Source organism: Flavobacterium sp. 25HG05S-40 (assembly GCF_052654735.1).
Genome location: NZ_CP199750.1, coordinates 690,557 through 712,607, shown reverse-complemented (window position 1 = coordinate 712,607; position 22,051 = coordinate 690,557). Strand labels below are relative to the sequence as shown.

Sequence of the window (22,051 nt, the reverse complement as noted above, 5' to 3'; positions counted from 1 at the left end):
TTAGAAACTTTAATTTAAAATAGCTATGAAAACACCGTTTCAAGAATACCCAAAAAGTCAATTTAAATCATTTAAATTTCTACCGGTACTCCTACTGCTTGTCTTAAGTGCGTGTTCGTCTATTACCGTGAACTCCGATTATGATAAGAAAGTAGATTTTGCGCCTTACAAAACGTATGCGTTCCATAAAACCGGAATTGATAAAGCCGAGATTTCCGATTTGGATAAGAAAAGAATCCTTCGTTCCATCGATGAAGTAATGTCTTCCAAAGGATTTGCTAAAAATGATACGCCGGATTTGTTAATTTCCTTTTTCACCAAAGAAAGAGAGCAGGTCGATGTCAACCAATTCAATGCTGGTTGGGGTTATGGCTGGGGATGGGGATGGAATCCGTTTTTGTGGGGCGGTAATACCTCGGTTTATAGATACACCGAAGGTACACTCTACATCGATATCATTGATGCTAAGAAAAAAGAACTGATTTGGCAAGGAGAAGGCCAAGGGGCTCTCACTAAAAACACCGATAAAAAGGATGAAAAAATATTGGAATTCGTTTCTAAAATCCTCGAACAGTACCCACCTAAGAAAAAGTAAACAGACTGCAGTAACAGTTTGCAGACTTTAAAGAAGTAGAAACCGCAACAGAGATGTTGCGGTTTTTTTTAGCCCGGATGGAAACGGTATCCTTTTACACCTGTCAGGTTTTTAAAACCTGACAGGTGTAAAAGATATAGTGGACAGCCGGAAGAGCTCCTAAAATTAAAATCGATGGTCGTTTTTATGATAATTATCACACTTCTTTCCGCTAAGATTTGTAAATTTACACACAACAACAGCTAAATTTTATGGAAGCACATTTTGAAAGCAACCCACTGATAGAGAGACTACCCAAGCATTTAAAGCAATTCATCAAACCACAGGATTACTCCGATTACACGCCGATTAACCAAGCGGTTTGGCGCTATGTAATGCGTAAAAATGTGGATTATCTTTCAAAAGTTGCACACAACTCCTATTTAGACGGCTTGAAAAAAACGGGTTTGGAAGTAGACAACATTCCGAATATGTACGGGATGAATCGCATCTTGAAAGAAATTGGTTGGGCTGCAGTAGCTGTAGACGGTTTTATTCCGCCCAATGCCTTTATGGAATTCCAAGCGTATAACGTACTCGTTATTGCCTCTGACATTAGACAATTAGAACACATCGAATATACACCAGCACCCGATATTATTCATGAAGGTGCCGGCCACGCTCCTATTATCGCCAATCCCGAATATGCTGAATATTTACGTCGTTTTGGAGAAATTGGCTGTAAAGCGATTTCGTCTTCACGCGATTACGAAATGTATGAAGCGATTCGTTTGTTATCGATTTTAAAAGAAGCTGAAGGGACGCCGGATGCTGACATTGAAGCCGCTGAAAAACAAGTTGATTTTCTACAAAACAATATGGGCGAATTGTCTGAAATGGCCCGAATCAGAAACCTACATTGGTGGACGGTGGAATATGGCCTAATTGGAACATTAGAGAACCCAAAAATATACGGAGCAGGATTACTTTCCTCTATTGGTGAAAGTGCTTGGTGCATGACCGATGAAGTGAAAAAAATACCTTATGATATCTCGGCGGCCGACCAAAGTTTTGATATTACAAAACCACAACCTCAACTGTATGTTACGCCTGATTTTGCGCATTTGAGCCTAGTTTTAGAGGAATTTGCGAATACGATGGCCTTGCGAACAGGAGGTTTATCGAGTTTGAAAAAATTAATTCAATCCAATGCTTTAGGAACTATTGAATTGAGTACCGGAATACAGATTTCAGGTGTATTCACCAATGTTATTGAAGAAGAAGGCAAACCTGTATATGTTCAAACTACTGGAAAAACAGCCTTGTCGTACCGCGAAAAGGAACTGGTTGGTCACGGAACAGAATACCACACAGAAGGCTTTGGTTCGCCAATAGGGAAACTCAAAGGAATCAACTTGGCCATTGAAGATATGAGTCCGCGTGATTTGAGAGCTTATGATATTTATGAAGCAGAAAAAGTCACTTTGGAGTTTGAAGGCAATATTACGGTTTCTGGAGAAATCATCACAGGATCACGAAATCTTCAAGGTGAAATTATCATCATCAGCTTTAAAAATTGTACAGTTACCCACAACGATACCGTTTTATTCCAGCCCGAATGGGGAATTTACGATATGGCTGTAGGTAAAAAAGTAATATCAGCATTTTCGGGTCCAGCTGATGTTAATAGTTTTGATATGGTGAATCACGTTCCTTCCAGCAAAACCATTAAGGCTCAAAAATCGGTAGCGCGCGAGGAATTAGAAGGCTTGTATCAGGCAGTAAGGGCTATCCGTGAAGGAAAGCCAGCCCAAATCACTTTGAAGGAAGCTTTCGCAGCGGTAACCGCGCATCATCCGAATGACTGGCTGTTATCTGTTGAAATTGCCGAACTGGCAAACGACACCGACACCGATTTATTGCAAAAAGTACTGAATCATTTAGAAAACGTTAAACTAAAACGCCCTGAAGTCGCCCATTTAATTTCTGGTGGATTGGAATTGATTTTTAAAGGAGAACTCGTGTAAGTAACTCCAAAATATAAAAATAGTAAACCCTGCTTCTATCATGATGCAGGGTTTTTTGATGGAATCAAGAAAAAAAAACCATCCCGCCTTTCGACGAGATGGTTCTTCAAAAAAATAAAAAACTACTTATTATCTTTTGATGACTTTGAACGTTTTCATAGCATTGTCAATACTAACCTGAACTAAATAGGTTCCGGTTGGGTAATTGGACATATCTACTTTAGTTTCAGTCTCATTTAAAGCTCTTGTCGACAAAATTCTGCCTAACATATCCGAAACGATAACATTGGTCATCATGTCGGTAGTAGTGATTGTCAACATATCAGTAACCGGATTAGGATATAATTTAATTTGATTCAATTCAAATTCCTCAGTTCCTAAACAAGCTCCGAAGGTTGCCGTTACCGCTAATCGGGTTGGACTTTCACAAGTTCCATTATTTTGGGAAGCATAGTAAGTTGTTCCCGATACTAATAACGTACCATTTGGAACTACAGTACCGCCTGTGGCAGCATTATACCATACAATATTAGTACCGCTTGTAATAACTAATAATCCGACCGTTTCACCTGTACAAAACGTTTGGTTTGCTAATCCAGTTGGCGCAGCCACTGGTGTTATAGAAGCCGTAACCGCTACTCTTGAAGAAGTACAAGTTCCGTTAGTAACCTCAACATAATACGTTGTAGAACTACTGATAGAAGGAGTTACAAAGTTGGAACCTGTTGCTAGAACAGTCCCACCAGTAACACTAGCATACCAATTCAAAGTTCCTCCGGTTGCAGCTGCACTTAACGTCACTGATCCCGCGTCGCATCGACTGGCCGGAGTGGTTGAAGTGATGGTTTGCGCAATGTCAATAGTAGCTGTAACAGCCGTTCTTGTTGACGTACACGTTCCGTTGGTGGCTTCCACATAGTAAGTCGCACTACTCGAAATATTAGGAGTATTAAATGTTGTCCCAGTTCCTAAGGCACTTCCGCCAGTATTGACGTTGTACCAAACTAATGTTCCTACACTCGAAGTAGCATTTAAAGCTACCGAACCTGTTCCACAACGACTTGCCGATGTGGTTGAAGTTACCGTCGGAACAGCATTAACTGTTGCTGTAATTGGCGTTCTTACGGATGAAATACAAGTTCCATTCACCGCTTCTACGTAATAGGTAGTTGTTGTAGATAAACTTGGAGTTACATAATTACTTCCGGTAAACACTAGGTTTCCTCCACTTGCTGCATCATACCAGTTTATAGTTCCGTTTGTAAACGTTGCCGATAACGTTACTGTCCCTGCACCACATCTTGAAGCACCAATAGCTGTTACGTTAGACGGTGTTTGGTTTACAGTTACTAAAACCGGAGTTCTAACAGATTGACAAGATCCATCTGTAGCCTGAACATAGAATGTAAAGCTAGAAGATAAATTCGTCAGAGAATAGGTATTTCCTGTGCCTTGAACTAAACCGCCACTGGCGACATTGTACCAAGCCAGAGTTCCTGCACTTGCTGATGCCGAAATAGTAAACGTTTCACCTCCACAAATAGTATCCGGCGTTGTAGCAGTAATCGTTGGAGAAGTATTCACCGTTGCTATAACCGGAATTCTTGCAGAACTACAACTTCCATTCACCGCTTCTGCGTAATAGGTTGTTGTGCTTGAAATACTAGGTGTTGTAAAAGTAGTTCCCGTTCCAAGAGCTGTGCCACCAGAAGCATTGGCAAACCAACTTACAGTTCCTGCACTAGCAGCAACGGATAAGCTAACCGTACCGCTATCACAACGACTGTTGGCATTACCAGTGATTGTTGGTGTACCGTTCACATTTGCAACAACTGCAATTCTGCCAGACGTACAACTTGCATTTGAAGCCGCAACATAATAGGTTGTTGTTCCGCTTAAACTTGGTGTAGTAAAACTAGTTCCCGTACCTAAACTTGAACCACCACTTGCAGCAGCATACCAATTTAAAGTTCCCGAATTGGCAACCGCACCTAAAGTTACCGTTCCACTATCGCAACGACTCGCGGGAGTTGTAGAAGTGATTGTCGGCGTAGTATTAATCGTTGCCAAAACCGCCGTTCTTGGTGAAGAACAACCTCCTGTAGTGGCCTCAACATAATACGTTGTATTTGCACCAATAGATGGCGTTGTAAAACTGTTGGTCGTTGCCAAAGGTGCACCACCTGTTGCGTTAGCATACCAAATTGTATTTCCGGCACTCGATGTTGCTGTTAAAATAACAGAACCTGCATCGCAACGACTCGCAGGAGTAGTTGACGTAATGGTTGGCGTAGTATTTACAGTAGCTACCACAGCAGTTCTTGCAGAACTACAGCTCGCATTAGCAGCTTCCACATAATAAGTCGTGGTTCCAGTTATACTTGGTGTAGTAAAGCTAGTTCCTGTTCCTATAGCTGATCCTCCGGTTGGATTAGAATACCAATTTAAAGTTCCGGCCGAGGCTGTTGCGCCTAAGGTTACCGTCCCTGCATCGCAACGACTTGCAGGTGTTGTGCTTGTCACTGTTGGATAAGCCGTTACCGTTATCATATTGGTTACCACTTTGGTATCGATACCATTGAAATTGGCTGCCTGCAAAGTAACCGTGTAAGTTCCTGCCGTATTGTAAACCACATTTGGATTCTGAGCGGTTGAACTGTTTGGTGTTCCACCTGGCAATGTCCAGGTCCAAGCGCTCGGAATGTTTGTAGACGTATCTGTAAACGTTACCGATTGCCCTACACAGATTGATGTGGCAGATGCTGTAAAATTAGCAACTGGTGGTTGAGTCGGACAGATTGGTGCTGTTGTATCGATAGTAAAACCATCCCCATCTCCACCAAAGTAAGCATAAAACTGTGGTGGAAATCCACAAACAGTTGCTTCCATAGTTTCTACGCCAGCTCCATCATTATTTCCACCCATATAGGCGAATTGGAATGGAGCTGTTCCACAGGCTGTGGCAATTATTTCTTCTGTTGCTGCACCATCAGCCGTTCCGCCCATATAGGCAAATTGAAACGCTGCTGTGCCGCAGGAAGTTGTGCTTAACTCTTCAACCCCTGAACCGTCGTTTACGCCACCAAAATATGCATGAAAATGCGGTGGAATAGAACAACTTGTTGCACTTAACTCATTTGTTGTGGAACCATTAGAGTTCCCTCCGTTGTATTGGGCAAATGCAGTAAAGTGGGTCAAAAGAAATGTTAAGTAAACAACTATATATCTTTTTGTTGTTTTCATCTAATTTGATTTTAAAATTATTATACTTTTTTTATTACAAGTCACTATAACTTGTACATCAAATTAGAGTACTATCTTACCCCTCGACCACCATACGTATAGTTTCTGGTTGCATTGGCAGTCCCTGCAAAAGTTCTATCAGAAGTTCTTACATAAATAGCCGGACTCACATACTCACCACCTCTTTGTCCAATACCTGTAGCAGTAGTCACTGAAGGCCAAGTGGCTTGATTAGCATCACCGATTGGTGTTAACGTTCCGTCACCAAGAGTTCCGTTAAAAGCAGTTCCTGCAGCATTCGCTACACTAACCGTTCTTTCTGCTAAATTTCCTCCCATTTCCATAGCACCATAATAAGCAGCACCTGCAGATGATCTTCCTGAAGTAGCCGTTGCAAATACGCCAACTTTTAGAGGTCCATAGATAACACTATTACTTCCTAAGGCATGTGCACATCTTCCGTTTACTACCGCATTAGCAATTTCTGTTGGCTGCAAGCTATTTAATACAGTGGTACTGTAAAACGGATTAATCGTAGTGTCACCCCAAGGGTATTCTCCGGCAACTCTTGGCATAGTACCACGACATACTTTCTCAAATTCTAGTTCTGTCATTGGTCGTAAAGCTGACCAGTCTAGATAAGCGGCTACATCAGCCCAACTTAAGTTAGCCATGGCAACACTTTGTCCGTCATTTACATTGTTTATTACGCCATTTGTCGCATCACATCCAAAAACAGCAGGTATCGCTGCATTATTCCCAGGTGTTTCGATGACAATCCCATTTCTGTAATAATTGGCTCCAAAAGTTACATAAGTCCCTGATGCTGATGTTGGATCAGTAGCAATTCTTGATTGTTGCTGTGCAAAAGTTAGTGCGTTTAGGAATTCAACGTATTGTAATTGAGAAATTTCATATTTCATACAATAAAAAGAATTGTATCCCATTGGGAATGTATTTGGAATTGTTGGTCCGCCTCCACCTATAGTAGCTGAAGTAATTCCGGATGTTTGTGAAGTAGCACTTACAGTGATACTATTAAAAGTGGAAGCACTAGTCGCATCTCCTAATTCAAAAGCGGCTTGTGGTACGTTCACCATTTCGATTCCGAAAACTTTGAAATTATAAGGACCAGCGCCTAAACCTGTCATTCTTAATGTAACAGAAGTAGCAGCAACATTTCCGCCTCCTAAAGCACTTCTTCTAATGAATACCCCTTTACCATCCGCAACGGTATCTACTTGTAATGGCGAAGCAGCTGAGTGATCTCCGGATACGGTGCTTAAATTAGTGTGTGCCCATAAACGGGTGTTACAATCTTGAAATTTAACGAATACCCAAACGGCATCCCAATTGGCTGGCGCGACATTAGCATTCCAACTGTTTTCCCAAGAGATATTAAAGGTTATGTTGTTTCCGGAAACGGATGTTCCTGTGATTTCAACATTATTTGCATTGCTGTTGATAGCAAATAGTAAGAACAATGCCGAAGCAATTTTCATAAAATAATTTTTTGTTTTCATTGTATTGATTTTTAAAAGTTATAAGACAAATGTAGATTTCGTTTATACGTAATGAAATACGGCAGTTGCCGTATTTGGATGACGAACTAAAGTTCGTGTACCTGACTGCCACCGGATAAACCGAATGTCCACTGGACATTCTCCTCTTAATATCAAATTCCTCTTAGTATCAAATTCCTCTTAGTATCAAATGGCAACTTTCGTATTTAGATGACGAACTAAAGTTTGAATCGGGAAAGCTTATTTGAAAAAGTTTATGTGGAAGTATTGTGGCCAAAAGTGGTGTGTCCAAAAAAAATGGCCACGCTAGGTTTGGCCACAGGTATAGTCGGAAACTAGGCAATGGGAATTTTGCTTATTTCTCCAACTATAATTAAAAATAGCACAACTGTTTGAGGTCGAGGTGCGCTAGAAATACAAGGACTTCTAATGAAAACTTGAAAAATGAATTTAAAAAAACGAAACGGCGAAATAGCCCCGATAGGAGCGACTACCTTGTAGTGCGGATAGCGGGAGGAGGCGTGAAAGAAAGAAAATGCACTGCTCCTATTTTCGGATGCACGAGAATAATAGTTAAATCAGATTGTTATTTCTGGCTTTTTGGATGGCTTCGAGTTTGTTGTGCACCTGAAGTTTGTTGTAGATATTTTCGATGTGCTTTCTCACGGTTGAAGGGGAAAGAAACAAGTTGTCGGCAATGACATTGTAATTGAGTCCTTTGCTGAGCTGTTCCAAAACCTCGACTTCGCGTGCGGTGAGTTTGATGTCTTCGTCGCACTTTTGTTCAAAATTTACCGGGTTTCTGAGGAGTTTTAAGGTTTTGAGTGCAATGGAAGGATTCATAGCGGCGCCACCATTTAGCGTTTCGATAATTCCCTGGTAGAGTTCTTTTGGGTTGACTTCTTTTAGCAGATAACCGTCGGCACCAGCTTTTATGGCATTAAAGATGTTTTCATCGTTATCAAAAACCGTAAGCATGATGATTTTGATTTGCGGATATTTGGATTTGATGATTTTGGTGGCTTCAATTCCGTTACAAACTGGCATTTCGATATCCATGAGTATCAAATCGATGTTTTTGTTTTTTTCTAATTTTTGTTGCAAATCATTCCCTTCAATAGCGGTAAATTTCAATACTAAATCATCAAAAAAAGATAGTTTCTCTGCAACGGCTTTCTGCAAAAAAACGTTATCATCTACTATGGCTATTCGTGTTGACATAATCGCTATATAAATTAAAGTTAGGATACTTTCTGAGGTGAAGTTATACAATATCCTGATTAAAAAAAGTCCTTTTCAAACTAAAATACATTTGCTTGACCAGATGACGTTTGAAAAGGACACCAATAAAAACAAACAAAATGTTTTTTTTTACTAAATCAATACCACTTGATTACTACAAATATGACTACAAAATGGCGTAAAACAAATACGGCATTTGCCCTATTTTATGACGGTATTGGAATAGCAAATTATTTATCTATTTGTGTTTCATTACCCGATGTATCTATTTTATATGATACATTGCCTTTTCTAACTAATGCGTAATTATAAAGAAAGCTACTAGCTTCATCATAGATGAGATTGATGGCAACTTTACCATTTTTATCTATAAAACCAAATTTATTATCCAGTTTCACTTTTGCAAATCCGTTTGCTACATTCCAAACCTCATCATAAATTGGTTTGGTGATTTTTTCGCCTTTGATGTTATAAAACCCAAATTTCCCATCTTTTTCAAAATAAAAAATACCATCATACACATTTCCTAATTTTGCGGTTTTAATATTTTTGAAAACAACTTTACCACTTCTGTTAATGATACAAAACTCACCTTGCTTGTAGCTTACGACTGCGTAACCATTAACAAAATTACTTTTTTGCTTGTAAAATGGCTCTGATAAAATGTTATTATTCCTGTCTTTAAAAGTCCACCCTTCATAGCCATATTGGCTCCGGCATTTTACAAAAGCTAAACCATCGTAAAAAAATTTGCTGTCTTCAATAAAGTTCAACGGTTGTTTTTTTAAAGGTTTTCCAATTGGATTTTCGACATCCATTATTGTGAAATCGGTAATATTATCGGTTTCTGCGGCCATCTTGTCTGCCGCAAAACGTGTTTTTTCTTCATAGTCTGCAACTAACTTAGCGTTTTGTAAGTCAAAATTTGTTTTATAAACTGTATAGGCTTTGATTCTATCCGATTCACTTTGATAGTGTGTGGTTTGATTTTTTTTCCAATAGAGATAATTTAATTCATCGTTCATTTCTTTATAGGACTTGAAACCATAATTGCTTATTTTTAAATTATACTCCAACTCACGGATTTTCTTTTCATCCTCAGATAAAGCATTCCATTTTGCTAATTCTGCACTAGAACGGGCGTTACTAGCGTCCTGCTTTGCCTTTTCATAAATATCAAGGTCAGTACTATTTTGAACTGGGGAATTCTTAGTTTCAACAGGTCTATTGTTTTCAGCATTTTGCCTATCTCTTTCTTTGTTTCTCTCGTTATCTATGGCTCTTTGCTTTTCTGCCGATTTCAAATTATCGTAATGGGTTTGTGCAAAACAAGTGTTGTTTACACCCGAAATAATCAGGGCTACAAGAAAAAAATATTTTGTTTTCATTTGTTTACTTTTTAATGAATTTGGTGTTCCATTCGATGTCATTATTCAAAATTTTAACCCTATAAATTCCTGTATTGAGTTCTGAAACATCAATGAGTGAATCTGTTCCTGAGAAATCGTTTTTCTCATAAATAAGCTGTCCCGTCTACGACAAATGCCCTATTCTATTTAACCTACAAAGTATTATCCAAATTTATTAGGGAATTGTATTGTGATTTCTGTGCCCTCGTTGGGTTTCGTTTTTAAGGCTATCGTTCCGTTGCATTCGGCGATTCTTTTTTTCATGTTATTGATGCCGTTTCCGAGTTCAATATCGTTATCATCAAATCCTTTACCATCGTCACTTATGACCATGACAATGTCATTTTGAAGTTGTTTGATATCGATTTTGATATGCTTTGCATCGGCATATTTGATGCTGTTATTGACGGCTTCTTGGATGGTTCTATAGATGTTCATACCTTCTATAGAAGTGAATGTTGCCGTTTGTAGACTTTCTTCTATTGAAAACCCAAACGCTATATCTTGCTTGGCTTCTTTGGCTTTTTCAACAAAATTATGAATACGAGATTGCAAATCTTCGAAGGTGATTTCACTGTTGTTCATCGCCCAAATGGTATCGCGTAACTCAATGATAGTAGATTTTGCGAAGTTGCTGATACTGGAAAGCTTGTTGTCTAATTTCGAGTTTTGAATGTCAAAAGCATATTTGATGTTGTCCACCGAAGAAATGATAAACGTGAGTTGCGAACCAATATTATCATGTAAATCTCTGGAAATCTGCAATCGTTGTTCCTGCAATTTGTTTTGAGTTTCGATTTTGGCAATGGCCGATTTTAATTGGAATTCCTGCTCCTGCTGTTTGTTTTTTAGCTTTTGCTGACGGTAGAATAAAAAGCCTAAAAGGCCAATAAAAATTGCCACTGATGAAACCAATATCAATTGACTTCTAGTAGCTTTTATCTGCATTTCTTTTTGAAGTAAAAGTTTTTCTTTCTTCTCGCTTTGATATTTTTCCTCTAATTCGATGGTTTGCTTTGCCACAGCCGTTTCGATGATTTCATCTTCAATCATTCCGACTTCATTTGTGTACAAATAAACACTGTCCGGTTCGTTCAGATAGCCACAGGTCGGAATCAAAAACTGATAGGTTTTCAAGAGCAATCGCTTGTCTTTTTTGTTTTTGATATAAGACCGCTCCATTTCCAACAACAGTTCTTTGGCTTCAGTAAAGCGGCGGTTCATAATGTGGTCTTTGGCATAGCCCAACAACAAAGTAGAATCGTCAGTATCAAAATTTATAGAGTCTCTGATTTTTTTCGACTTATTGAAAATAGCCAAGGCTTCTTTGGATTTTCCCTGTTGGCTTTTTATATTTCCCAGATTGTTCAAAGCGTTAGTCAAGGATACTTTGTTTCCCGTTTTCTTGGAGTAGACAATACTTTTATCATAAAACTTAACCGCGTTTAGCGTGTCTTTCATATGCAGATACACATTTCCCAAAGACAAATACGTCAGGCAAAGTCCCGTTTCCAAATTGTTTTTTTCCTGATAGGTTTGTGCTTCTTTCAGATACGTCAATGCTTTGGGATAGTTTTTTATTTTATGAAAAAGAATACCCACATTGGTTTTGGTAGTCGCCACAAGGTCTAGTCGATTGGTTTTTTCAAAATAATCTATCGACGCCAAATACGCTTTTAAGGCTTTGGGATTCTCTCCCAATTTGTAGTAAATGTTAGCCAGATTAGCATTTAGTTTGGCAATTCCTGGAATGTCCTTTTGAGCCTTTCGGATCTCCATGGAAGACAAAAAGCTCTTCTTCGATGCCATCAAATCGCCTTTGGTAAAATAGACTGCTCCCAAATCACTGTATACTTGCGCTATCAATGTTGAATCGCCCAATCGCGTTGATTCGGAAATGGCTTTTTTGCCATAAGACAAAGCAGAGTCGCTGGAGACATTGGCGTAGTACCATGTCAAATCCGAATAGATTACAGCTGTTCTTTTGGCATCAGGATGCGTTTTTAATTCATTTTTCAGATTCTCTATTTGTACTTGAGCATTTTGAGCGTAACCCAAACTACCTCCAATACACCAAAACAGCAATAATATCAGTTGGTTTTTCATTCTTTTTTTGGGATTACTATACTAATTCGGGTTCCTTTAGAAAGCACCGATTCTATGGAAAGGGTTCCGTGAATATCTTCAACTCTTTTTTTCATATTAAGAATTCCGTTCCCTGGATTTATGGTCGTGCTGTCGAATCCATTTCCGTTATCCTGAATCAAAATTGAAATGGCATTGTTACGTGATTTTATTTCGATATTGATTCGGGATGCCTCGGCGTATTTGATACTATTGTTGATGGCTTCCTGAATGGTTCTGTAAATATTCATGCCTTCGACGGAACCGAATTTTGACGTTTTCAGATTTTCTTCAATCGTAAAATTAAATTCGATATCCTGTTTGGCTTCTTTGGCTTTTTCGACAAAATTATGAATACGGGTTTGTAAATCCTCAAACGTAATTTCGCTGTTGTTCATGGCCCAAATCGTGTCGCGAAGCTCAATGATAGTGGATTTGGCAAAATTACTGATACTTGACAGCTTGTTATCTAGCTTAGCATTCTGAATCTCAAAAGCATATTTAATATTGTCTACTGATGAAATGATAAACGTAAGTTGCGAACCGATATTATCATGTAAATCTCGCGAAATTTGCAAACGTTGTTCCTGCAATTTATTTTGGGTTTCGATTTTGGCGATGGCGGATTTAAGCTCAAACTCTTGTATCTGCTGACTGTTTTTAAGTTTTTGCTGACGATAGACTAAAGTTGTAATAATCAGAAGTGCTATGACTGTGATCAACAAAATAATGGATTGTGTATTCTTTTTTTTGAGTTCGAGTTCCTTTTTGGCAATAGCTACTTTTGATTTCAATAACTCTTTTTCTTTCTTTTCATTTTGATATTTGGCCTCAATCTCAAGGAATGATTCATCCCTGTTTTTGTTAAAAACCGAATCTCTAAGTTTGATATATTGTTCCTGAGATTCAACGGTTTTCTCTAGGTTTTTACGAAGTTTATTAAATTCATATTCGGCCCGATAATAATCGCGCAACTTCTCCGCAGACTGACTTTTGATGCTATATCCTTTCGCTTTCTGAAGGAAATTCTCTGCCGCTTTCAAATTATTGGTTTTGGTAGCGATAACGGCAAGGTTTGTGAAATTGGTCGCTTTACTGTATAAATCAACATCATAACGATCTGGATTATGCTTTTCGTTGTATTCGCCAATCGCTACGGCCGTTTTTATCCAGCGCTCTGCTTCTTTGTATTTTTTTTGTTTTAATAAGGTATTGCCAATATTGTTGTATGTGTGATCAATAGTTAGCGTATCTTTTCCTTTAATATAATTGAAAACCTGTTTGTGGTAATATAGCGCTTGCTCGGGCTTTCCCCAATCATCATAATTTATGGCAATGGTATTCAGTGCTCCTGAAATATAACTCGCATTGTTTTTAGGGATTTTTTTGGCAAGAGCCAATGCTTTTTTTCCGTAATATATTCCTTTACTGAAGTTCTCAAAATCGTGATAAATTAACGATAAACTGTTGGTGAAGGTATAAATCCAAACTTCATTTTTACTTATCTCAGCATTCTGAAGTCCTTGGATAGAAGATTGAATGGATTTATCATATTCACCCATTTTTCTGTAGGTAAATGATAAATTGTAGTATAGATTGTTTAGGGTATTGTAGTCTTTAAATTTTTGATGCAGCACTATGGCCTTTTGGGTGTAATAAACAGCACTGTCTGTTCTGTTATAGTCACCGTGTCTTGCTCCTTTACAGAAATAATAAAGTGCTTGATCTTTTTCGGTTTTGAGGCTTTTTTTGGCAACATTGAAATAATAATCGGAGGAATCTTTTGAATTGAAAGCTTTGACTAAAATCTTTTGAAGATCCTGTGAGAATCCAGACTGGACAAACAGCATACACATCAAAAAAGAGACAAAAAGCTTTTTCATCGGAAGAGATTATAGCATAAATATATTATTTTCTTGGATATAACTCTTCAACCAAATTAAAATTTACCTCATAAATATCTTTAGAAAGTGTGGCATTAATGTGCGTTAGCTTTTTCCGAAGCTCTTCTGATAATAACAATTGATTGTTTTGCCTTTTTTGCTCCTGACTTATCTGTACAATAAAATCCTCCAGATCTTTTATTCTGGCATTGAATTTTTGACGGTCTAACTGAATTTTAGAGATTAAATAGATAATAAGCACTAAAAACAGCATCGTAATTAAAGTTAGTACAGTAGTCATTAGCAAAGTTTCAAAACAATCAATTGTTGGTTTAAATAATTACAGCTCTAAACGGAATGAACCATTTGTTACGGTTTTAGTTCCACCATTACAGCTTTCGTCTTCTTTCACTTCTTTCCCTACAAAACTAAAAGTTCCTTCAATTTTGTCAGCACCAGCATAAGTAACTTCAATAGTTCCGGTTGCATTTTCGCAATTCAATGAATTGTAGGCTGTCACTGTAAAAGTGCTTGTATTCACATCAATATACGTTAGACTTGCTACATGAGTGTCGTTATTGTTGGTAGCATTTGCATTGTAAACTCCGGTTTCCAATGTACCATCAATAGCATAAAGCTGAATTTGCACCGATTTACCGGTCATTGTTGTTCCTTGCAATACTAAGTTTCCAGAATTTAAAGCTCCTGTAGTAAGACTTCCTTCCGCTAAAAAATTACTTCCGGCAGCTTTTGCTTTTACAAAACTTCCTGTAGCTGGGCCATCAAATCCGCCTCCGCCACCATCTCCATCACTGCTACTGCAAGAGGATAAAATTGTTGTCAATGCTAAAACGATAGCGAAACTAAAATGTTTAATTGTTTTCATGGTTTTTTATATTTTAAGTTATGGTACAAATTTGCCCCATAAACTAAAGGAAAACAATACGGCATTTATCGTATATTGATACAAAAGCTGACTATCGAGGTATGTCGATAAATTAAAAAGTAATATGCGGAAACTGCTGCTGTAAGGTATTAATCTTGCTCTGTAACGTTTTCAAAAACTGCTGATGACGTTCAGAATCAGGATTGAATGGTTTGTGATCTAATGCTTTTTGAATACTATCTACTGTTTCCATAACGGCTAAACAATCCGAAGTCATGTAGTTTTCTGAAAACCGTTCCCAAATATAAGTTACTGCTGTCTGACTTGGATGCAGCATGTCTTCGGCATAAAAGCGATAATCCCTGAGTTCATCCATCATGATTTCATAACTAGGAAAATAGTGGATGGCTGCGTTATCGTTTATAGCTTGATGAAGTGCCGTAATCAAATGTGCTTTACTTTGTTGGTTTGCTGTAAAACCATCTTTGAGATGTCTAACCGGTGAAATGGTGAAAATGAATTTACAATTCGGATTGACTTTTTGAAATAAACCGATAGTATTCTGAATGGCTTTTTCTATGGTGGCAACCGATAACATTTCTTTTTCAAACTGACTTTGCGGTACTTTATGGCAATTGGCTACAATGGATTGTGAGGATGTATTGCGATAAACCCAAGAAGTTCCATACGTGATGATACAATTCGAAGATTGTAGGATTTGAAAATGAAAGTCGGAAAGCACTTGGTTCAATCTATCCAGAAAATAGTTTTTGTCGGGATGACTTAACTCGGAATGTACCTCGTAACACTGCCACAAATCATTGTGAAAAAAAATATCCTTTTCAGTGAAAGAGATTTTGTTTACAGCTCTTGAAACCAGATTTTCAATAGAAACCGGATTAAAGATAATTCCAAAAGGATTGACACTATTTTGAAATTGATAATAGTCAAACTTCTCGGCCATGTTCCCAGCAAAACAGGAACCTAATGACAAAATTTGAGCCTTATAATCGATGAGATTACTTGATTTGGCAATCGGTATTTTGGTCGTGAAGTTCATTTTTCAAAAGTACAAAATGATTTGAAACCCAAACGCTCTATCGAATTATAAAGTATTACAATCCGAACGATGGCGAACAGCCTTTTTATTTTCTACTTTTGCCATTCAAAACTAGTATACTTCATGAAACTATTATACGCTTATCTTAAAAAACACAAACTATTACTGTTTTTCGCTTTGTTAATGGCCGCAGTAAACATTTGTTTCAGTTTGTCCGACTCGATTATTACAGGTAAATTAATGCAAGATTGCGGTGTGGGCATTGCCAAATACAAAGGCAACGAATTGGGTTTTATCAAAGCGGTTAGTTTTTGGCTCGGATTGTCTTTAGCTGCCGCGATGATATCCAGAATAACCAAAAATTTTCAGGATTATTTTACCAACATCGTCATTCAGAGAACGGGTGCTGAGATGTATACTGACGGCATCAAAAAATCGCTCGATTTGCCTTATGAAGAATTTGAAGACCAGCGCAGTGGCGAGACTTTAAGTAAGTTGACCAAAGTACGTTCCGATTCGGAAAAGTTAATTACGCTTTCGATTTCTTTGATTTTTCAAACGATTATCGGGTTTATTTTCGTGATTGTTTATGTATCCCGAATTGATTACCGTATTTCGATTATCTTCTTAATTACGGCTCCAATTATTGCCATTATCAGTTCTTACTTAGGAAAGAAAATCAAAATAGTATCCCGAAAAATAGTTACGCAAACCAATGCTTTGGCGGGTTCCACCACCGAAAGTTTACGTAATATTGAGTTGGTAAAAAGTTTGGGATTGACCTATCAGGAAGAAAAACGTTTGAACCTCAACACCTTTAAAATTCTACAATTGGAATTGCAGAAAATTCGATTTATACGAAGTTTGAGTTTTATTCAGGGAACAACGGTTCATTTTCTGAGAACTTGTGTGGTGTTTACGCTCTACTATTTCTTATTCGGAGAAAAAATAATTGTGGGCGATTTGCTAACGATGGTATTCTTCACCTTTTTTATTTTTGGGCCTTTGCAGGAATTGGGTGCCTTTATCATTGCGTTGAATGAAACCAAAGTTTCTATGGAAAACTTCAAGGAATTATTGAACGCTCCCAAAGAATACCGCCCAAAAGATGCCAAACATGTCGGAGCCATCCAGACCTTGCAGTTTTCGAATGTCAGTTTCAAACACAAATCGGCAAAACATCCTGCTGTGGAAGACATCACTTTTGACATCAAGCAAGGCGAAACGGTGGCTTTTGTTGGTCCGTCCGGTGCCGGGAAAACGACTTTGGTCAAATTATTAGTAGGATTATATCCGCCGGCCAAAGGACATGTAAAATACAACTCCATCGATTCTACCCAACTAGATTTATTGGATTTGAGAAAACAACTCGGTTTTGTAACGCAAGATGCCCAATTATTTTCGGGAACGATTAGAGAGAATTTATTATTTGTAAAACCATCTGCAACCGATGAAGAATTATTAGACGTGCTGCACAGATCCAGTTGCGACAAATTATTAGAACGTGCCGAAGACGGATTGAATTCGACCATTGGCGAAGGCGGCATCAAAGTGTCGGGCGGTGAAAAGCAGCGTCTTTCTATAGCCAGAGCCATTTTAAGAAATCCGAACTTATTGATTTTTGACGAAGCAACTTCCGCCTTGGATTCGATTACGGAAGAAGAAATCAATGCAACAATTCGAAATATCTCGGACAAAAACCGAATTACCGTTTTAATTGCTCACCGATTATCAACAGTTATGCATGCCGACAAGATATTTGTGCTAGAACAAGGGAAAATTATCGAACAAGGCAGACACGATGCCTTGTTAGACGAAAAAGGCTTGTACTATGCCATGTGGCGTCAGCAGATTGGTGAACGAAAGAAAGAATAATTATTTACTCAATTATTGCTTAACTATTTTTGATGAAAAACTTCCTTCCTGAGTTACAATCTTAACTGAATAAACACCTTTACTGAGTCCGGCAATGCTAATCGTTTTTTCTGATGAATTGGATTGAAATACGGCCTTACCCAACATATCAAAAAGCGACACATTTTCAATAACAGAGTTGTCATTAAAATCTATGGTAAAACTTTCACGAGCCGGGTTTGGTGTAATGCTGAATTTTGTAATCTCATTTTCAGCAACACTTAAGTTTCCGTACATGAAATTATGGGTAACTGAACTCCCTTGGTAAGTTGCAGTAAACTGATAAATTCCTTGTTGGGTCATCTCAAACGCTGGAAATGTCCAATACCACCACGAAGCACTGAATTGATTAACTAACGAGAAATTCCAATTGGATTGAATGGAGTTATCAGGCCTTCTGAGTACCATATTTACACTTGTGTTAGCTAACTGATCCGCTAAATAAATAGCCAAAACAACATTGGAACCATTTGAAAAGCTATTGTTAATATTAGGAACTTCTGTTGTTGGGCAAGAGTTAAACTGCGGTGGTGCTGAATGTGATAATACTGCATTAATTTTAGGATCTAAATACGGTTTTTGATTTTGCCACCATGTGTCATTGGAAGCTGACCATGAATTACATGGTCCATTATAAGTATCTACAAGCCCTCCTGAACTATTGTACACTTCAAAATGAAGGTGTGGTGCGGTAGAATTTCCGGAACTTCCTACTATACCAACATATTCACCAGCTGCTATAAAATCCCCTGGAATCTTAGTTGTAAGTGAGCCGTTTTTCAAATGACCATACCACGACTCGCTTCCATCAGCGTGCTGAATGTAAACCGCATTCCAATTATTATTATTAAATGCACAGCTTCTGTCAAAGTTTCCATTAGATTTAAGAAGAATAATTCCATCGGCGGCGGCTACAACCACAGCCTGATTATTATCCATTTGATACAATGTGAAAGGCCAAGTAAAAATATCTAATCCTTGATGGTTATATCCTCCATTGGTATCATAGGTTCTATTCCCACAATTCCAATCTTGAAGTGCATTAGGAAAATTAGGATTGTGATCAACGTGGTTACTAATACTCCAAACATTATTATAAGGTGCTGCAACACTTTTCGTAACTGGCCAAACAAATAATGGATGAACTGGATTACCACCATTTATACTATTATTGTTATTGATTTTACCCTCGCTTTTTAAATAATTAATGTTTTCATTTAATTGTTGCCTAATTATTAAACGTTGCTCATTACTTAAACACTCTGTATATTCTTGATTCATATTATAAGCTCCACCACCATCAGCCATTCTATTATTTTGTGCTTGCAATTGGTAAATTGAAACAATAGTCAATAGTAATAATAAAGTTTTCATACGTTAATCTTTTGAATTATAAGTAAATATACAAAAAAACCAAACTTGCGTTTGATTTTTTTAAATTACTTCACAAAGTCAACCGCTTTCTCTAAAGCTTCTTTGATTCCAGTCACATTTTTTCCACCGGCTGTAGCAAAGAAAGGCTGTCCGCCTCCGCCTCCTTGAATATACTTTCCAAGTTCGCGCACTACAGTTCCGGCGTTTAGATTTTTTTCGGCAACCAATTCTTTAGAAATATAGCAACTCAACATCGGTTTATCCTCTTCGGCTGATGCCAAAACTAAGAAAAGATTAGTTCCTAAAGTTCCCAATTCATAAGCAAGGTCTTTTGCACCTTCAGGATTTAAATCGACTTGAGTAGCCAAGAATTTCACTCCGTTGATTTCCTGTAATTGCGATACCAATTCTCCTTTTAAGCCTTTGGCTTTTTCCTTTAGAAGCTGCTCAATTTGTTTTCTCAATTTGGCATTATCATCTTGCAATGAAACCACTGCTTTTAGCGTGTCCTGTGGATTTTTAAGCGTTTCTTTTATCGCATCCAAATCGGTTTCCTGCTGTGTGAAATAAGTTTTCACAGCATCACCTGTAATCGCTTCAATACGTCGTATACCGGCAGCAACTGCTCCTTCGGAAATGATTTTAAAATGCCAGATTTCGCCTGTGTTTTTTACGTGGATACCACCACACAATTCGCGGCTATCTCCGAATTCAATCATACGAACCGTATCGCCATATTTTTCGCCAAACAACGCCATAGCACCTTTTGCCATCGCTTCTTGTATGGGTAAATTTCTGTATTCTACCAATTGTAATTGCTCTTCAATTCGGGCATTGACAAAATCTTCCACCTGTTTGATTTCCTCATTAGTCACTTTACTGAAATGCGAGAAGTCAAAACGAAGATAATTAGGATTGACCAACGATCCTTTTTGCTCGACATGTGTCCCTAAAATCGTTCTCAAGGCCAAGTGCATTAAGTGCGTTGCCGAGTGATTTTTGGAAGTCGAGGTTCTTAAATCGGTATTGACTTTGGCCACAAAACCAGCTTCAACATTTTCAGGAAGCTGTTTGGCAAAATGCAAAATTAAATTGTTTTCTTTCTTAGTGTCGATGATATCAATAGTTTCATTGGCAGAAACCAAAGTTCCTTTATCACCCACTTGCCCACCGCCTTCAGGATAGAATGGCGTGTTATCTAATACGATTTGGTATAAAACGCCGTCTTTTTTTGAATCTACTTTACGAATTCGAGTGATTTTTACTTCGCTTTCTGTTTGATCATAACCCACGAAAGTTTCAATATTTCCTGGAATCAATACTTTCCAATCTTCCGTAGAAACTTCAGAAGCAGCACGCGAACGGTCTTTCTGCGCTTTCATTGAAGCATCAAATTCATTTTCATTAAACATCATGCCTTTTTCTTTCAGAATCAAAGCCGTCAAATCTTTTGGAAAACCAAAAGTGTCATACAACTCAAAAGCTTTTTCTCCTGAAACTTCTTTACCATTGGTCTTCGAAACTACGTTGTCTAATAACTGTAACCCTTGCTCTAAAGTTCTTAAAAACGAGGCTTCCTCTTCGCGGATTACATTGGTAACCAATTGTTGTTGTGACTTTATTTCTGGGAAGAATTCACCCATTTGATTGGCCAAAACTTCCACCAATTTATTGATAAAAGGCTCTTTGGTATTCAGGAAGGTGAATCCGTAGCGAATCGCACGACGCAAAATTCTGCGTATTACATAACCTGCTCCGGTATTTGAAGGCAATTGTCCATCAGCTATGGCAAAAGCCACGGCACGAACATGATCTACAATTACACGGATCGCAATATTGGTTTTGTTTTGTTCTTCTGAGATATTTTTTACTTCGTTGGAAGTATATTTAAATCCAGTGATTTGCTCCACTTTTTCGATAAGCGGCGTGAACACGTCGGTGTCGTAATTGGATGATTTGTTCTGAATTACTCTTACTAATCTTTCAAATCCCATTCCGGTGTCAACATGTCGTTGCGGAAGGGGTTGTAATGATCCGTCCTTCATTCTGTTGAACATCATAAAAACATTGTTCCAAATTTCGATGACATCTGGATGATCTTTATTAACTAGTGTTTCTCCCGCAACCGCATTCCGTTCTACATCACTTCTGCCATCAAAATGAATTTCGGTGCACGGACCACAAGGCCCTTGCTCACCCATTTCCCAAAAATTATCTTTTTTATTTCCAAAAACGATGTGTTTTTCCGGAACTAACTCTTTCCAACAAGCCAAGGCTTCAGTAGAACGCGGGATACTTTCTTTTTCATCACCTTCAAAAACAGTGACATACAGACGGTCCTTGGGCAATTGATACACTTGAGTCAATAACTCCCAACTCCAAGTGATAGCCTCTTTTTTGAAATAATCGCCAAACGACCAGTTGCCCAACATTTCGAACATGGTATGATGATAGGTATCAAAACCTACGTCTTCTAAATCGTTGTGTTTTCCTGAAACACGTAGACATTTTTGCGTATCAGCGATACGTTTACTTTTTGGGGTGGCATTACCTAAAAAGAACTCTTTAAATTGAGCCATTCCCGAATTGTTGAACATTAAGGTTGGATCGTCTTTGAGGACGATTGGCGCAGAAGGAACAATTAAGTGTCCTTTGGATTCGAAGAATTGCAGATAGGCTTTGCGAATGTCTTGTGATTTCATTGTAGCTATTTAGACTGTTAGATCTTTTGATTATTAAATTTTAAAAAATGGTTGCTCTCTAGCCCTGATCGCAGCGACACCTTGTATAGC

The 22,051-nt window shown here is 38.1% G+C and carries 14 protein-coding genes; 3 read left to right on the top strand and 11 right to left on the bottom strand.

Annotated features, from left to right (window positions below):
• Positions 1 to 25: 25 nt before the first annotated feature.
• Positions 26 to 595 carry a DUF4136 domain-containing protein gene (locus ACULEU_RS03080; protein ID WP_445453990.1) on the top strand — a complete coding sequence of 190 codons (570 nt, stop codon included), beginning with the start codon at positions 26 to 28 and terminating at the stop codon, positions 593 to 595.
• A 251-nt stretch (positions 596 to 846) separates the two neighbouring features.
• Entirely contained in the window at positions 847 to 2,601 is a 1,755-nt protein-coding gene (locus ACULEU_RS03075; protein ID WP_445453989.1) for an aromatic amino acid hydroxylase, read from the top strand.
• Between the two features lie 129 nt (positions 2,602 to 2,730).
• On the opposite strand, the gene ACULEU_RS03070 is transcribed toward ACULEU_RS03075, so the two are convergent.
• The 9 genes from ACULEU_RS03070 to ACULEU_RS03030 all read right to left on the bottom strand — a co-directional run bounded on the left by ACULEU_RS03070 (position 2,731) and on the right by ACULEU_RS03030 (position 15,971).
• Positions 2,731 to 5,844, bottom strand: a complete 3,114-nt coding sequence (locus ACULEU_RS03070) for an Ig-like domain-containing protein (protein WP_445453988.1) — start codon at positions 5,842 to 5,844, stop codon at positions 2,731 to 2,733.
• A 71-nt stretch (positions 5,845 to 5,915) separates the two neighbouring features.
• On the bottom strand, positions 5,916 to 7,367 hold the full coding sequence (locus ACULEU_RS03065; protein ID WP_445453987.1) for an SUMF1/EgtB/PvdO family nonheme iron enzyme: 1,452 nt from the start codon (positions 7,365 to 7,367) through the stop codon (positions 5,916 to 5,918).
• 573 nt (positions 7,368 to 7,940) lie between these two features.
• The gene (locus ACULEU_RS03060) at positions 7,941 to 8,588 is read right to left on the bottom strand and encodes a response regulator (RefSeq protein WP_445453986.1); all 648 of its coding nucleotides are present in this window, start codon (positions 8,586 to 8,588) and stop codon (positions 7,941 to 7,943) included.
• 251 nt (positions 8,589 to 8,839) lie between these two features.
• On the bottom strand, positions 8,840 to 9,997 hold the full coding sequence (locus tag ACULEU_RS03055; protein ID WP_445453985.1) for a WG repeat-containing protein: 1,158 nt from the start codon (positions 9,995 to 9,997) through the stop codon (positions 8,840 to 8,842).
• Between the two features lie 183 nt (positions 9,998 to 10,180).
• Entirely contained in the window at positions 10,181 to 12,124 is a 1,944-nt protein-coding gene (locus ACULEU_RS03050; RefSeq protein WP_445453984.1) for a tetratricopeptide repeat-containing sensor histidine kinase, read from the bottom strand.
• Positions 12,121 to 14,025 (bottom strand): tetratricopeptide repeat-containing sensor histidine kinase, encoded by a 1,905-nt coding sequence (locus ACULEU_RS03045; protein WP_445453983.1) that lies wholly within the window; start codon positions 14,023 to 14,025, stop codon positions 12,121 to 12,123. Before ACULEU_RS03045 ends, ACULEU_RS03050 begins: the two co-directional genes overlap by 4 nt.
• 25 nt (positions 14,026 to 14,050) lie before the next feature.
• On the bottom strand, positions 14,051 to 14,326 hold the full coding sequence (locus ACULEU_RS03040; protein ID WP_445453982.1) for a hypothetical protein: 276 nt from the start codon (positions 14,324 to 14,326) through the stop codon (positions 14,051 to 14,053).
• Between the two features lie 39 nt (positions 14,327 to 14,365).
• Complete coding sequence (locus tag ACULEU_RS03035) at positions 14,366 to 14,911, bottom strand: hypothetical protein (protein ID WP_445453981.1); 546 nt, start codon at positions 14,909 to 14,911, stop codon at positions 14,366 to 14,368.
• 112 nt (positions 14,912 to 15,023) lie between these two features.
• Complete coding sequence (locus ACULEU_RS03030; protein ID WP_445453980.1) at positions 15,024 to 15,971, bottom strand: GSCFA domain-containing protein; 948 nt, start codon at positions 15,969 to 15,971, stop codon at positions 15,024 to 15,026.
• A gap of 123 nt (positions 15,972 to 16,094) precedes the next feature.
• On the opposite strand from ACULEU_RS03030, the gene ACULEU_RS03025 reads away from it, so the two are divergent.
• Positions 16,095 to 17,846, top strand: a complete 1,752-nt coding sequence (locus tag ACULEU_RS03025) for an ABC transporter ATP-binding protein (protein ID WP_445453979.1) — start codon at positions 16,095 to 16,097, stop codon at positions 17,844 to 17,846.
• Positions 17,847 to 17,858: 12 nt separating this feature from the next.
• Here the strand turns inward: ACULEU_RS03025 and ACULEU_RS03020 are convergent, their stop codons facing one another.
• Together ACULEU_RS03020 and alaS are read right to left on the bottom strand one after the other, a co-directional pair.
• Positions 17,859 to 19,259, bottom strand: coding sequence for a peptidoglycan DD-metalloendopeptidase family protein (locus ACULEU_RS03020; RefSeq protein WP_445453978.1), 1,401 nt, complete (start codon positions 19,257 to 19,259; stop codon positions 17,859 to 17,861).
• A 65-nt stretch (positions 19,260 to 19,324) separates the two neighbouring features.
• On the bottom strand, positions 19,325 to 21,961 hold the full coding sequence (gene alaS, locus ACULEU_RS03015; protein ID WP_445453977.1) for an alanine--tRNA ligase: 2,637 nt from the start codon (positions 21,959 to 21,961) through the stop codon (positions 19,325 to 19,327).
• Positions 21,962 to 22,051 lie beyond the last annotated feature (90 nt).

Coding starts and splice junctions, on each gene's coding strand:
- ACULEU_RS03080 (WP_445453990.1), top strand. CDS start 26: ATGAAAACACCGTTTCAAGAATACCCAAAAAGTCAATTTAAATCATTT.
- ACULEU_RS03075 (WP_445453989.1), top strand. CDS start 847: ATGGAAGCACATTTTGAAAGCAACCCACTGATAGAGAGACTACCCAAG.
- ACULEU_RS03070 (WP_445453988.1), bottom strand. CDS start 5,844: ATGAAAACAACAAAAAGATATATAGTTGTTTACTTAACATTTCTTTTG.
- ACULEU_RS03065 (WP_445453987.1), bottom strand. CDS start 7,367: ATGAAAACAAAAAATTATTTTATGAAAATTGCTTCGGCATTGTTCTTA.
- ACULEU_RS03060 (WP_445453986.1), bottom strand. CDS start 8,588: ATGTCAACACGAATAGCCATAGTAGATGATAACGTTTTTTTGCAGAAA.
- ACULEU_RS03055 (WP_445453985.1), bottom strand. CDS start 9,997: ATGAAAACAAAATATTTTTTTCTTGTAGCCCTGATTATTTCGGGTGTA.
- ACULEU_RS03050 (WP_445453984.1), bottom strand. CDS start 12,124: ATGAAAAACCAACTGATATTATTGCTGTTTTGGTGTATTGGAGGTAGT.
- ACULEU_RS03045 (WP_445453983.1), bottom strand. CDS start 14,025: ATGAAAAAGCTTTTTGTCTCTTTTTTGATGTGTATGCTGTTTGTCCAG.
- ACULEU_RS03040 (WP_445453982.1), bottom strand. CDS start 14,326: ATGACTACTGTACTAACTTTAATTACGATGCTGTTTTTAGTGCTTATT.
- ACULEU_RS03035 (WP_445453981.1), bottom strand. CDS start 14,911: ATGAAAACAATTAAACATTTTAGTTTCGCTATCGTTTTAGCATTGACA.
- ACULEU_RS03030 (WP_445453980.1), bottom strand. CDS start 15,971: ATGAACTTCACGACCAAAATACCGATTGCCAAATCAAGTAATCTCATC.
- ACULEU_RS03025 (WP_445453979.1), top strand. CDS start 16,095: ATGAAACTATTATACGCTTATCTTAAAAAACACAAACTATTACTGTTT.
- ACULEU_RS03020 (WP_445453978.1), bottom strand. CDS start 19,259: ATGAAAACTTTATTATTACTATTGACTATTGTTTCAATTTACCAATTG.
- alaS (WP_445453977.1), bottom strand. CDS start 21,961: ATGAAATCACAAGACATTCGCAAAGCCTATCTGCAATTCTTCGAATCC.